The 13,472-nt window shown below is 37.6% G+C and carries 12 protein-coding genes; 5 read left to right on the top strand and 7 right to left on the bottom strand.

Annotation, left to right across the window (positions count from 1 at the left end; genetic code table 11):
* Positions 1 to 65 precede the first annotated feature (65 nt).
* The 4 genes from D6734_09195 to D6734_09180 all read left to right on the top strand — a co-directional run bounded on the left by D6734_09195 (position 66) and on the right by D6734_09180 (position 5,500).
* Positions 66 to 1,490, top strand: coding sequence for an aldehyde dehydrogenase family protein (locus D6734_09195; protein RMF93827.1), 1,425 nt, complete (start codon positions 66 to 68; stop codon positions 1,488 to 1,490).
* Between the two features lie 24 nt (positions 1,491 to 1,514).
* Positions 1,515 to 2,111 (top strand): hypothetical protein, encoded by a 597-nt coding sequence (locus D6734_09190; GenBank protein RMF93826.1) that lies wholly within the window; start codon positions 1,515 to 1,517, stop codon positions 2,109 to 2,111.
* Positions 2,112 to 2,471: 360 nt separating this feature from the next.
* Entirely contained in the window at positions 2,472 to 3,872 is a 1,401-nt protein-coding gene (locus D6734_09185) for a magnesium chelatase (GenBank protein RMF93828.1), read from the top strand.
* Positions 3,869 to 5,500 carry a VWA domain-containing protein gene (locus D6734_09180; protein ID RMF93825.1) on the top strand — a complete coding sequence of 544 codons (1,632 nt, stop codon included), beginning with the start codon at positions 3,869 to 3,871 and terminating at the stop codon, positions 5,498 to 5,500. The genes D6734_09185 and D6734_09180 overlap by 4 nt, the downstream gene beginning before the upstream one ends.
* A 43-nt stretch (positions 5,501 to 5,543) precedes the next feature.
* On the opposite strand, the gene D6734_09175 is transcribed toward D6734_09180, so the two are convergent.
* Complete coding sequence (locus D6734_09175; GenBank protein ID RMF93824.1) at positions 5,544 to 6,425, bottom strand: 4Fe-4S dicluster domain-containing protein; 882 nt, start codon at positions 6,423 to 6,425, stop codon at positions 5,544 to 5,546.
* Between the two features lie 198 nt (positions 6,426 to 6,623).
* Here D6734_09175 and D6734_09170 point away from each other — a divergent pair, with 198 nt between their 5' ends.
* Positions 6,624 to 7,694: a bifunctional phosphoglucose/phosphomannose isomerase gene (locus tag D6734_09170; GenBank protein ID RMF93823.1), complete on the top strand. Its 1,071-nt coding sequence runs from the start codon at positions 6,624 to 6,626 to the stop codon at positions 7,692 to 7,694.
* A gap of 84 nt (positions 7,695 to 7,778) precedes the next feature.
* On the opposite strand, the gene D6734_09165 is transcribed toward D6734_09170, so the two are convergent.
* The 6 genes from D6734_09165 to D6734_09140 form a co-directional block, all read right to left on the bottom strand.
* Entirely contained in the window at positions 7,779 to 8,240 is a 462-nt protein-coding gene (locus tag D6734_09165) for a hypothetical protein (protein RMF93822.1), read from the bottom strand.
* A 65-nt stretch (positions 8,241 to 8,305) separates the two neighbouring features.
* Positions 8,306 to 9,622 carry a transporter gene (locus tag D6734_09160; GenBank protein RMF93821.1) on the bottom strand — a complete coding sequence of 439 codons (1,317 nt, stop codon included), beginning with the start codon at positions 9,620 to 9,622 and terminating at the stop codon, positions 8,306 to 8,308.
* A 281-nt stretch (positions 9,623 to 9,903) separates the two neighbouring features.
* The gene (locus D6734_09155) at positions 9,904 to 10,218 is read right to left on the bottom strand and encodes a 4Fe-4S dicluster domain-containing protein (GenBank protein RMF93820.1); all 315 of its coding nucleotides are present in this window, start codon (positions 10,216 to 10,218) and stop codon (positions 9,904 to 9,906) included.
* Entirely contained in the window at positions 10,215 to 11,534 is a 1,320-nt protein-coding gene (locus D6734_09150; protein ID RMF93819.1) for an FAD-dependent oxidoreductase, read from the bottom strand. Before D6734_09150 ends, D6734_09155 begins: the two co-directional genes overlap by 4 nt.
* Before the next feature lie 68 nt (positions 11,535 to 11,602).
* Complete coding sequence (locus D6734_09145; GenBank protein ID RMF93818.1) at positions 11,603 to 12,589, bottom strand: electron transfer flavoprotein subunit alpha/FixB family protein; 987 nt, start codon at positions 12,587 to 12,589, stop codon at positions 11,603 to 11,605.
* Between the two features lie 48 nt (positions 12,590 to 12,637).
* The gene (locus D6734_09140; GenBank protein RMF93817.1) at positions 12,638 to 13,387 is read right to left on the bottom strand and encodes an electron transfer flavoprotein beta subunit/FixA family protein; all 750 of its coding nucleotides are present in this window, start codon (positions 13,385 to 13,387) and stop codon (positions 12,638 to 12,640) included.
* Between the last annotated feature and the right edge of the window lie 85 nt (positions 13,388 to 13,472).

Raw genomic sequence — 13,472 nt, 5'->3', positions numbered from 1 at the left:
GTCATATTTTTGCTTATTGTTTATGATATCTGATATATTCAATAAAAAATTCCGGAGGTATTGAGATGGCATTCAAAAATAAAATGTTGATTGGCAATAAATGGATTTCTAAAAAAGAGACCTTCCCTGTTATAAATCCTTATAATGGGAAATTTCTTGCCGCGGTACCTGCAGGAGACAGTAAAGATGTATCAAAAGCAATAGAGACAGCAGAAAGGACATTCAAAAAATTCAAAGATACTCCAGCTCACATTAGAGCATCGATACTCGAAAAGACAGCAGAGATTATTTCAAAAAACGCAGATGATATAGCGAGGACCATATCTCTTGAATCAGGTAAGGCAATTACATATTCAAGGGCTGAAGTAGCAAGGTCAATCGATACATTTAAATTCTCTGCAGAAGAAGCAAAAAGGATTCACGGCGAAACAGTGCCTATGGATGCTTCATCAGCAGGAGAAAAGAGATTGGGCTTTTACATTCGCCTTCCAAAAGGAGTTATTGCCGCAATTTCACCATTCAATTTTCCTCTCAACCTCGTTGCGCATAAGGTAGGTCCTGCCATTGCCGCGGGAAACTGTGTAGTGCTTAAACCAGCATCAACTACTCCCCTTACAGCATTGAAACTCGGCGAAATAATGCTGAAGGCGGGGCTTCCGGCTGGAGTGCTCAATATAGTCACAGGAAGCGGAAGCAGAGTCGGAAATCCGCTTGTAGAAGATGAAAGAATCTCTATGATCACTTTTACTGGAAGTATGGAAGTTGGAAAAAGAATCAAGGAAAAATCTGGGCTTAAATTCGTAACCCTTGAACTTGGGTCAAATTCTGCTGTGGTAATAGATGAAGGTGTTGAATACAAAAAAGCAATACCACGAATCATCGTAGGAGCATATTATAATTCAGGACAAACATGCATTTCTGTGCAAAGAATTTATGTTCATAAATCTTTTTATAAAAAATTCATCAGCGACTTGAAAGATGAAGTCAAGAAAATAAAAGTTGGTAATCCTCTCAACAACAAAGTGCTCTATGGACCACTGATTGAAGAGAAGGAAGCCATAAGAGTAGAAGATTGGATTTCGGAAGCAAAAAAGTGCGGAGCAAAGTTGATTACAGGAGGGGAAAGAAAAAAGGCGATAATTTCACCAACAGTCTTATCTGATACAAGTGCAGAAATGAAGGTTGTAAAAGATGAAATATTTGCTCCTGTGGTTTCCGTAATGCCTTTCGATAGCTTTGATGAAGGATTGAGTATGGCGAATGACTCAATCTACGGCCTTAACGGCGGTGTTTACACAAATAAAATCGAAAGAGCAATCGAGGCAATCAAGGAATACAAGGTAGGAAGTCTTATGATAAATGATATCCCCACATTTCGTGTCGACCATATGCCATATGGAGGTGTGCGTGCAAGTGGCATAGGCAGAGAAGGACCCAAATATGCAATTGAAGAAATGACAGATATTAAAATGGTAAGTATTTCATATTGACTATAATAATGGAGGGATAGAGTTATACCCTTCACAAAGATCGAATTCAATATTCCAAATCTTGCATCAAGTATAAGGTTTATTCTTACCCCTCCCCTTCTCATTCTATTAGCCAACACTTATTATGAAGAAGCAAGATCATCATTCTCATTCTATGGATTATCTATCCTCATCATCTTTTCAATCATCATAATCAGCGATATATTCGACGGATTTATTGCGCGAAAATTCAACCTCGAATCTGAAACAGGAAAACAATTGGACATCCTTGCCGACTTTTTTTACAGAATTTCTCTTTTGTTTTATTTCTTCATTGAAGGAAAAATCAACCCCCTTTTTCTTATTGCCTTTACTATGATTTTTCTTTTCTTCATTACAGGATTTACTCCTTTCAAATTTTTCAAAAACGACAAACTTCTCTATTACACTGGTAAGAGTGTACCATTTGCAGTTACAATGTTTCTCACTCTTCTATTGATAGAAAAGTTTTTACCTGCATCTGCACTGATATTCAAAATTGAAAAGATTTTTAAACAGGCCACCTATCTACTCTGCGCTGTGGCGCTGGCAGTAAAATTTTTCTGCTACAGTGAAAAGATGTGGAAAATAACAGAAAGGTGACAAGACTCCAATAATCTTTTATTATTTCCTTAATGAAAGATATTGAAAAGCGTTAGATAAAAAAGAACAAATTCTGGGTATCTGCTCAATAGTTTCACACTTTGACTGATAAATAAATCTACCTTGACCAAAAAAAGTTTTTCAATGGCAAGAAAAAGAATATTCCTTATAAGAGGACAACTGAAAATTGATGAAAGATAGAAAATAGATAATATCAACTATGAATTTCACTTCATTTCGATTTGACAAAGTGCCAATAAAAAAATTAGTATTATTCTGATTAGAGGTTTATTGTACTCATTGTACCAACAGGGAGAGAATAACCAAAACTTTTTGAAAAATTATTTTAGTGGAGAAATATTGCAGATGAAAAAAGCAAAAAACATCAAAGAGCTTAAAGAAAGCGGCTATACATCAAAACCGATACAGCTTGAGATGCGGCAAAACTTGATTGAAAAATTGAAGAAGAAAGAAAAGATTTTCCCGGGGATAATTGGATATGACAATACAGTTATTCCACAGATTGAGAATGCCATACTTTCAGGCCACCATATAATTCTTTTGGGAGAAAGAGGTCAGGCAAAGACAAGGATAATTAGGTCTCTTGTCAATCTGCTTGACCCTTATATTCCTGCCATTGCGGGATGTGAAATCAATGATAACCCATTGAATCCTGTTTGTAAATACTGCAAAGAAAAAATCAAAGCAGAAGGCGAGAAAACAGAGATTGAATGGATACCGAGAGAGAAAAGATATGCAGAGAAACTTGCAACTCCTGATGTCTCCATTGCAGACATAATAGGAGAAATCGACCCTATCAAGGTTGCAGAAGGAAGATATTTATCCGATGAATTGACAATTCACTTCGGGTTAATACCACGCACCAATAGAGGCATTTTCGCAATCAATGAATTGCCGGATTTGCAGGAGAAAGTTCAAGTAGGCCTTTTCAACATAATGGAAGAAGGAGATGTCCAAATAAAAGGGTATAAGGTTAGTCTGCCTCTTGATATTTTTGTCGTAGCAAGTGCCAACCCCGAAGACTATACCAATCGCGGCAGAATTATCACACCGTTGAAAGACCGTTTTGAATCACAGATAAGGACTCATTATCCTGTTTCCATTGAAGATGAAATAGCCATTATGGAACAAGAAAAAGCAAATTTCCCAGATAGGCCTGTCGATAATACACCTGATTTCATCAAGGAAATAATTGCAGAGATAACTATGGGCGCAAGAGAAAATCCTGATGTAAACCAACGCTCCGGTGTCAGCGTAAGAATGACTATTGCCAATTATGAAAACTTGCTCAGCAATGCTGAAAAAAGAGCAATTATAAACGGAGAATCTGAAACAGTACCAAGGTTAAGCGACTTTCATTCCCTCTTCTCTTCGACTAATGGGAAGATTGAATTTGAATATACCGGTGAAGACAAAAAAGAGGAAGAGTTGGTAAATAAAATCATTTCCAAAGCAGTTAAAAAGGTTTTTGAAAGACATTTTACTCCTGATAAACTACAACCGGTTGTTGAAAGTTTCAAAAACGGATGGGTTGCAGAAGTCTCCGATATGATGCCCTCAAAAGAATATTTGGATTGTCTTGAAAAAATAGACGGCTTAAAGGATAATGTAATGAAGCTTGTTAATGGTTCAAAAAGCACTGCACAGATAGCATCAGCAATTGAATTCATTTTTGAGGGTCTGCATCTATTCAATAAGCTCAATAAAAACGAAGTCAATAATCGGATAGTTTACAGATGAAGAAATATAGATATTCCGAATGGGATGGCACTCAGGCAAAGCTCGATTTAGATGATGATGAGCTGTTCGATAAACTTTCGGAGTTTTTCCTCCGCGAAGGAGATATGAATGCAGCTCTTCAGTGGCTTATAATGGAATATCTGAAGCAGAATCCCAACATAAAGCTAATGTCAATCAACCAATATCTTGATTACCTGAAAAATCTCAAAAATGAATATTTCAATCAGTTCAATATGGATTATGCCTTAGATGATATAGAAGAAAAACTGAATGAAATTATCGATGAGGAGTTGAAAGAAACTCGAAAACAGCTTAAGGACGAACCGGATGCTGATAGGCAATTGGCAGAGAAAGAATTTTGGCTCAAAAACCTGCCTCCAAAGTTGAGCAAAAAAATCGAAGCACTCAAACATCACGATTTTGTAAGCAAAAAATCAAAAAAGGAGTTTGACAAACTATTAAGAAAACTTGAGGACCTCAGGGATTTGGAAAAATTCTTGGATGATTACGGAAAAAAATTCAACGGTGAAAAACCACTAAATTTTGATGAAGCAGTTGAAGTTATGAAAGAGTTTAAGCGCCTCGATAAACTGCAAAAAGATATTCTCCATGGAAATTTTCTGCAGATAAATATTGAAGATGTAAATTTCTTCTTGGATCCTGATATAGCAAAGATACTTCAATATTTGCAGACAACGGTTGAGCGCTTAGAAAAAGCCGGATATATCAGTGTTGAAGGGAACAAAATCGATATATCTGCAAAGGGTATAAGAAGGATTGGCTATAACGCATTGCAAAGCATTTATTCAAATATGAAAAAGGACCAATTTGGAACACATGAGACTCATCTTTCAGGTGTGGGTACAATCAAACCTGATGTAGTGAAAAAATATCAATTTGGAGACCCTTTCAATATAAATATTGGCGCGACACTTATGAATTCTTTGAAAAGAGGCAACAAAGGTAAAGAAGTCAAATTAGATGCCTCTGATTTTGAAATTTATGACATCGATTTTTCTTCTCAGACAACAACAATAATGCTTATCGATATGAGCTTTTCAATGGCATGGGGCGGAAGATTTTTGAGCGCAAAAAGAGTGGCAATTGCGCTTGACCATCTGATAAGCACCAAGTTTCCAAAGGATAATTTTTATATCGTGGGATTTGCATCAAGGGCAAGGGTGATTACAAAGAAGGAGTTGGCTCATTTGATGCTTGTCGATGGAAGCAAAGACATAGGCAATGCTTTCACAAATTTGCAGGATGCACTGAGGCTTGCAGCTGACCTTGCCTCTAAACATCGTTCAAAGAATCAGCAAATAATTCTCATTACAGACGGACAGCCCACTGCCTATTTCCACAATAACCAGCTTCAGTTCGAATGGCCCATAGGATTTGGAGGAGTAAGTCCACGGGCATGCCGGGAAACGATGAAAGAAGTATACAGATGCACAAGAAAAGATTTGACCATAAATACTTTTATGCTCGACACTACTCCGTCATTAAAAGCATTTGTTCAAAAAATGACCAAAGTCAACAAAGGACGCGCTTTTTACACAAGCCCTTCCGATTTGGGACATTACGTCCTTGTCGACTATGTCGAAAAGAAAAGGAAAAGGGTAAGGTAAAAAGAGCAGGCGTCGAAGCGCCTGCTCTACTGAACTTTTAATTTCAGACGATTTTCTCGTAGATTGGTTTCAATCCCAAGCGATTTACAAGATGGTAGAGATGCTCATGCTCACCAGCTTCGTTTTTGATTAAATCTACAGCCGCTTCGAGTGCTTTCATAGCGGTATCGAAAGGCTCATTTTTGAAAAGCTCCTTTGCGTCAGTATGCCATCTCCCAAATCTTCCACCAACAAGCACTCTTACACCTTCTTTCTTGTTCTTTATTGCTCCAACAGGACATGCCTCGATACATGCACCACAAATTACACAGGCACGGGAATTTAGCTTGATTTTACCATGTTTTATGAGCAGAGCATCATCAGGGCATACCTCTATGCACTTACCACATTGATTACATTTTTCCTCATCAATTTCCGGCTCTCTTACACCATAAATTCCAAAGTCCTTTGTTTCTGCGGCAGAACAATTGTTCGGACAGGAAGAGATTGAAACAGTGAAAAAATTATGGGGCATAAAAGGTTCGGTTGTCTTATCTGCGATTATTTCAGTCAACTTGATTTCTTCAAGTTTCTCTTTTACTTTTTTACCTGCCTCTTTTACATCCAAAATCTGGCGTGGACACCCGAAGAAGCGTTGATGACAAAGTTCAACCCTAAACAATGAAGGACCTTTATTAAGTTCAATTTCCGGATCAACATCAGAATCGGATTTCCCTTCACATCTGGCACAGCTAATCCTTTCTTTGTATGAATCTCCCAACATCTCAAAATAATCATCGCGAGTGCGGTTGATATGGTCCATAGTTACAGTGTCCACTCCATCTGCCCTTGCAAGCTTTTCTGCATATAGTGTCGTCATATCCTTGATTATTTCGGGCACAGGAATTGCGTTGATGGCATCTCTTGCTTCTTGTTCCCATTTCATAGAAAACCCCTCCTTAATAAGTAAATCAAAATTAATCTTCTTTTAGTTTTTTTAGAAAAAAAATTCTAATGATTTTATAAAGAAAAATGTAAAAATTTCTTCACATTTAAAAAAGTTTATCCTTTTATTCTTCAAATCTTGACGACATTTAGGTGCACTGTTATCATTAGGACAATAAACTTTTAATGGAGAGGAAAAATGGATGGAGAAAAGCTTAATGATATAAAGAGTATTCTTAAAATTGATAAAGATGAAATGTATCATGAGCTTGACAACTTGCCTGAAAATTTCTCGACAAATTTGGATATTACTGTGCCTCCTGAATACGGCAACATTAAAAAAATAATGATTGGAGGAATGGGTGGGTCAGGAATATGCGGTGACATAATTGAAACACTTTTCTCTGATAAATTAAAAATGCCTATTGCAGTAGTAAAGGATTATTATCTCCCATCCTTTGTAGATTACACGACACTTTCAATTATTATCAGCTATTCAGGGAATACAGAGGAAACTCTCGCATTAATGGATCAATGCATCAAAAGAAATTCAAAGATCATTGCCCTCTCAAATGGCGGGGAAATGATGATGAAAGCGGAAAAGGAAGGGATTCCATTCATTAAAGTCAATGATAGTTTAATGCCAAGGACTGCTTTAGGAAATCTTTTGAATCCGCTTCTACATATCTTTAAAACACTTTTCCCAAAAACAGTCGATGAATCAGAGATAAAGGAGACAATCAATCAGCTTCAAATATTTAAAAGTATCTATACTCTTTCGTCACCAACTCAAGAAAATAACGCCAAAAAGTTTGCTTTGAAGATCAAAGACAGTGAAATTTTCGTATTGGGATCAAAAAAACTGACATCAGCTTCAGCGCTACGATGGAAAACTCAATTCAATGAAAATTCTAAAATCAACATCTACTACAACACCTTTCCTGAATTGTGCCATAACGAAATAATCGGACTTGTCGATGATCCGGAAAAGAAGGGAAAGAATATAGTAATATTTGCTCTTCGTTCAACAGAAGAAAGTCCATTGCTGAAAAGGTCTATGGATGTTGCGCTCGATATATTCAGAGAAGCAGGACATGAGGTAATAAATGTGTGCGGAAAGGGAGAATCACGCTTATCCTGTCTTATCACTCAATGTTATTTGGGCGATTGGATTAGTTACTATTTAGCTATCCTAAGAGGAGTCAATCCTACGCCCGTTGATTCTATTGATATGTATAAACAAAAGAAAAAAGAATTGGTTATTCAATAAGTTATTTTATAATTATTAATGTATCACATTAAAAAAAGGCAGTCATTACGACTGCCTTTGAAATTGGTATGTCTGCTTAATTATTTATTTAATTCTTTTGTATTTGACTGTCTTTGCCATCTTCTGTCCACTGTCATTGACATAATACATCTTGAGCCCTATTCTTCCCTTCCTTCTCAAATAAACTCTTACATTGTCACTTGGTATTCCACTGTTGGGGATTTCCGTAGGATCCATTCCTCCTTCACCTAAAAGGGTAATAGTTGCCATTTTTCCGCTGTTATCAACTTTCCCTGTAAAGGTTAGAGGTAAAACAGTCTGGCCATTGAGCTTTGTTTTAATCTGACCTGAAAGTGATGTGCCATCCTGCTTTATCTTGTAATAGACTTTGTAAGTTATACTATCCTGAGTAATTTTACCTACAAATTTTCCTTGAAAGGGTTTCTTCTTTTTGTAGCGGTACGACTTCTGCGCCGCATCTATATTCATAGCAAAACAGAGAGCAAAAGAAATACCTATTGCCAAAAGAGCTTTTTTAAATTTCATAGGCAACCTCCTAAGTTAAAATTTGTTCCAAAAGCAAATAATAATCGTTCTTTCATTATATAACCTTAAAATTTATAACTTAAGCTAATCGATGTCAGATTGGCGAATGTTCTGTATTTTGCATCAAAATCAAACATATTATTGAATCCTGCCTTGGCTGTATGGGTAGATGCAGTTTCAAAAAAGAGAGCCATATTTGAAATATCAAATGTCCATTTCTTCCACCTGTAGCCAAAACCAACTGTTATTGCATGCTTATCGCTGTCAGGCACTAATGGGTCAAGACGATTGTTTTTGATACACGATGGGTCATAGGCATATCCGGCTCTTAATGAAACATTGTCGTTCAGTTTATAATCCATACCTACACGGTAAGTAATCGTATCCTTCCAGTTGGCATTTAAATCAACGCGATTGACCCTCTTGTCCTTGAATCTGATTCTAATTGTATCAAATTGGGACCAACCACGCCAATCAATATCAAATTCCAATGTCAATTTTTCATTAGGTGCAAAGGAAATGCCCGCTAGCAATTGAGGAGGCATTGTAATCTTTGATGCCACATCTGAATTATAATTCAAGGCATTGACTACAGCAACAAGAGGGCTCAACGAACTATCAGCTTTCCTAAATTCAGCCCTTCCAAAGTATCTTATTCTTACAGGAGAGCGATAGGATAACCCAAACTTTACCTTGTTATTTATCCTATATAAAAAACCTGCATTTACTCCTGCGCCGCCGCCATCTCCGCGCAATCTTGAATGTCCCTCAACACCTTCCAAAAAACCTTTAGGAAGCGTTGTGCCATTTGCTTCTGCTATCTTTCTATATGAAAGGCGGCTGTTTAAATTGATATCCGAGTAAGCACCAATTACACCGAAAGCAACAGAAAGTTTTTCCGTAGGTTTCCAGGCAAATACTGGATTAAAAAAATATGTTCTAAGCAAAGCATATGTAACAATATGGCGGCCGGGCCAATTACTCTGCCAGTCAGATGCAAGGCCATAGGGCTGATAAAAACCAAATCCTGCTGAGAACTTTTCATTTATTTTTCCTGTAAGATAAAAATAGAGAGGAGTATCAACTCTATCTTTGTTCGAACTTTTGTCTCCTCCGCCCGGTTTATCATATGTCGTTTGCACTGTAACCAAAGTTGTACCCAATTTCACATTTATACCATCAAGCTGGGTAATACCGGCAGGGTTATAGAAGATAGCAGAAGGATTATCAGCCCTTGCTGCAAATGCTCCTCCTGCACCCATTGCCTCTGCGTCCTGCTCGCCGATGATAAAACCATTTGCAAAGCTTTTTCTTGCAATAAAAGGTAACAATAAAAAAGCTACAATCAATAATGTTAATGTGACATCAATTCTTTTCATCATATACCTTTCTTGGTTTAGTTAAAAATAGCAGTTGAACGCTTTTGAATAGGCAAAATTTGTGCCAAAAAAAAATTTTTTTTATTATACTAACTAACTTACTGATTTTTAAATAAATTTTTTTTGTTTTGGTCTTGAATTTTTCAGGTAGGGGAATTTTAATGCGTTTCTTTTTTGACGGATAATAATGGACTGTGTCAAATGATAAACGATGGCAGCCCTGCATTACTTCGAAAAAAATTCATGGGGCACGGTGGGGAAATTATTTAAAATTTCTAAAAAAATTATCCACAGCGATAGCAAACGCCCATTCCACCTTGAGGACATTGCCAATCTATTGCATTGTCTGTGCATGCAATTCTACATGTGCCGCATTCAAGACAGTTTTCAAATGAGATATGCACCTTGTCACTCCCCTCTTCCTCTTCATAAACCTTTGCAGGACAGATTGTAAGGCATACCCTTTCAGTAGAACATTTTGGACAAATCTCATGATTGATTTCGATGTGGCTATCCTTTGAAAGATTGTATTTTACTGTAAAAAGTTTATCTTCAAGACTTAGTTTCTTTAGCTCTTTCAATGCATCCTCTATCTTCATAACATCACCTTTCTTGCTTTATTCATATCCCATAACATTCTAATAAATCTCACATCTTTTATCAACCCGCCAATTACATCCTTGCGGATTTCCTCTTTCGGTTTTTCGCTGATTGTAAAGTATTCCACTAAAGTATCAACCATTTGTGTGGGATAATCATTCAAGACTTGAGGATTTTCATGTAAAAACTTTGCCGTTTTTCTAAACTTCTTAAGGTCCTTCATTACGAAGCTGTCATTCAGCTTATCTACATAGAGAGAAAGTGTTTCTGCTGAATAATCGCCCTTTTGCTTTGCAACAACGGCTGTCTCTCCTGCCATTACACCTGAAGCCATTGCAAGGTTTGAGCCTTCATGATAGTGGGAAGTATTGACAAATCCTGCTGTGTCGCCAACAAGCATTATTCCATCAGCCACAAGTTGGGGGAGTTTATCATATCCAAACTCAGGAATCATATGAGCGGCATATTCAATCGTTTCACCGCCTCTTAAAAGATTTTTGATTGCAGGATGCTCTTTGAACTTATCTAAGATATCATTTGGATTTACTCTTTTTTTGGTAAAATCAATAATCGAACAAGATATACCCACAGACAAACTTTCTTTATTTGTATAAATAAATGCGCCCCCAACCATACCGTCAACGGCTTTACCAAAATACTCGATTGCCACACCTTCATTACCAGATACACCAAAACGGTCTTCGATGACAGCAGAAGGGAGAGCTATTACTTCCTTTACTCCTGTTACCATATCATGAGGTTCAGGTTTCTTTTTCAGACCTGCTTTTTCAGCAATCAAGGAGTTTGCACCTTCAGCGCAGATTACGACATCTGCATACATTGGTCCTTCCTTGTCAGTCACTACGCCAACAACTTTATGTCCTTCCTTGATTACATCCACAACGGTAAATCCACTGAAAACGAAAGAATTTTCATTAAAGATAGATTCTGTTTCTTCAGCAAACCATCGGTCAAACTTCGACCTCAAAACAGTAAAGGTATTGTTATAAGGGGGCTTATTATATCTTTCAGTCTTAAATTCAAGGGCTACCTGTGTATCATCTGTAAGATATGCAAATTTTCTTGAGATGACATTTCTTTCTACAGGGGCTTTTTCCCAAAAGTTAGGAATCAATTTATTCAAGATAGTTGTAAATAGAATTCCTCCGAATAGGTTTTTTGAACCGGGATATTCTCCCCTTTCAATGACAGCAACATCCATTCCTGCTTTTGCCATCACATAAGCGGCACACATACCTGAAGGTCCGGCGCCTATAACGATGGCATCAAATTTTAATATCTCTTCATCACCCATTGAGCTGTCTCCCCTTTTATCTCTTTATTTTAATTGAAAGACCAAAAACAACCTATCAAACAAGGGATTTAACTGCTGACAACCTTCTTCACCTCTTCAGTCAATGCAGGAACTACTTCAAACAAATCACCTACGATACCATAGTCGGCAACCTGAAATATCGGGGCTTCAGGATCTTTATTGATTGCCACGATGCATTTTGATGATGACATGCCTGCAAGATGTTGAATTGCCCCTGAAATACCACAGGCAATATAAAGTTGAGGTGATACAACCTTTCCTGTTTGTCCTACCTGTTGCGCTTGAGGCATCCATCCTGCGTCAACAGCAGATCTTGATGCTCCCACAACACCGCCAAGCACATCTGCAAGCTCTTCCAAAATCTTAAAGTTTTCCGGACCTTTCATTCCTCTGCCACCGGAAACAATAACAGATGCTTCAGTTAGGTCCATCTTTCCCGATGCTGAAGCAACAATCTCTTTAACTATTGCTTTCAGAGAATCACCTGCAACGCTTACTTCAGACTTTTGCACTTCTGCATTTTTACCTTCTTCTTTTTCAGGCAAGGGGAAAACATTTGGCCTCAAACTTATTATAAAAGGTGTTTTTGATGACTTGACTTTAATCAAAGTCTTACCGGCATACACAGGCCTTGTTGCAATAATCGAGCCATCACTATTTTCCACAGCAATTGAATCAGCGGCAACAGCGCTTCCAGTTATTGCTGCACAACGAGGAGCAAGGTCTCTTCCCATTGAAGATGCAGGCATCAGAATGACATCGGCTTCATTCTTCTTTGCTTCTTCCACTACAATATTGGAGTAAAGCTCTCCTGAGTAATATTTCAAAGAATCATTGTCTGCAACTATGACCTTATCAGCGCCATATGCGCCGAGCTCTCCAGCAATTCCTTCAACACCAGAGCCGATTACAAGAGCTATTGTTTCGCCGCCTGTCTGATTTGTTATATTTTTTGCTGCACCTATTACTTCATAAGCGCTCTTCTTAAATTTTCCTTCTCTTTGTTCTGCAAAAGCCAAAATGTTATTGCCCATTTATTTATCCTCCAAAATCTCTTTATCAAATTTTTTTCATTATCTTGTTTAAAGGACTTTTGCTTCAAACTGAAGCAGTTTCACCAATTCAGGTACTGCATCAGCACCTTCACCGACAATCTTTCCTCCCTCTCTAGCAGGGGGTATTTCCATCTTGATTACTTCAATAGCTCCTTCTGGAATTTGAGCTTCCTGTTCATCAAGTTTCTTCTTTTTCGCTGCCATTATTCCTTTCAATGAAGCATATCTTGGCTCGTTCAGTCCCTTTTGAGCTGTAAAAATGGCAGGAAGTTCAACTTCTACCACCTCTTCTCCGCCTTCTATCTGTCTATTTGCAACAGCTTTGCCATCAGAAACTTCCAATTTTGTAATCACACTCACACAGGGAATACCAAGTAGTTGGCCAACCATAGGTCCAACTTGCGAATTGTCATAGTCAACACCCTGCTTCCCCATCAAGATAACATCGGGATTTAGTGCTTTGAGTCCCTCTGCCAAAGCCGTAGCTGTTGACAAAGAATCAACAGGTTTTTTATCACACTTCAAAATAACAGCTCTGTCTGCACCCATTGCCAAAGCATTTCTTACCACTGGTGCCGCTTCAGATGAATCAAGTGTCAGAATTACTACTTCACCGCCAAATTTTTCTTTCAACTGCAATCCTGCTTCAATTGCATATTCGTCATATGGATTGATTACATACTCAATTCCGCTCTCATCAATACCTGTTCCATCGCTATTGATGCGTATTTTTGTCGCCGTATCCGGAACTCTTTTCATACAAACTACTATATTCACCCTTCATCCTCCTTCTTTTATTGACTCATATTTTTTTACTATTATTACGAAAACTTGGTTGCTCTTATAATATGATGTATTAAAT

It is taken from the genome of Candidatus Schekmanbacteria bacterium, assembly GCA_003695725.1.
Lineage (GTDB): Bacteria > Schekmanbacteria > GWA2-38-11 > GWA2-38-11 > J061 > J061.
Note: the sequence above shows the minus strand (reverse complement) of the source record. Positions and strands in the feature narration are given on the sequence as shown.